This is a genomic window from Mesorhizobium sp. M8A.F.Ca.ET.208.01.1.1 (assembly GCF_004791315.1).
Lineage (GTDB): Bacteria > Pseudomonadota > Alphaproteobacteria > Rhizobiales > Rhizobiaceae > Mesorhizobium.
The window spans coordinates 1-300 of the sequence record NZ_SRUT01000310.1; the positions used below are offsets into that span (position 1 = coordinate 1).

Annotated in this window: 1 protein-coding gene; it reads left to right on the plus strand. The window is 59.3% G+C overall.

The window, feature by feature from the left end; translation table 11 throughout:
- Positions 1-241: Fe-Mn family superoxide dismutase (locus EN851_RS35430; protein WP_281041135.1), on the plus strand; the 241-nt coding region annotated here is incomplete at its 5' end.
- Positions 242-300: the final 59 nt, after the last annotated feature.

The following is a 300-nucleotide window of genomic DNA, read 5'->3' on the forward strand; positions in this document are numbered from 1 at the left end:
CCAGTTCGGCTCCGGCTGGGCCTGGGTTTCGGTCAAGAACGGCAAGCTCGAAATCTCCAAGACCCCGAACGGCGAGAACCCGCTGGTGCATGGCGGCTCGCCGATCCTCGGCGTCGACGTCTGGGAGCATTCCTATTACATCGACTACCGCAACGCGCGGCCGAAATATCTCGAAGCCTTCGTCGACAGCCTGATCAACTGGGACCACGTCCTGGAGATGTACGAGAAGGCTAAAGGCTGATCGATCTTACTGAAAAGCCCCGGCAAGCCGGGGCTTTTCTTTTCCGGGCGGGAAGAAAC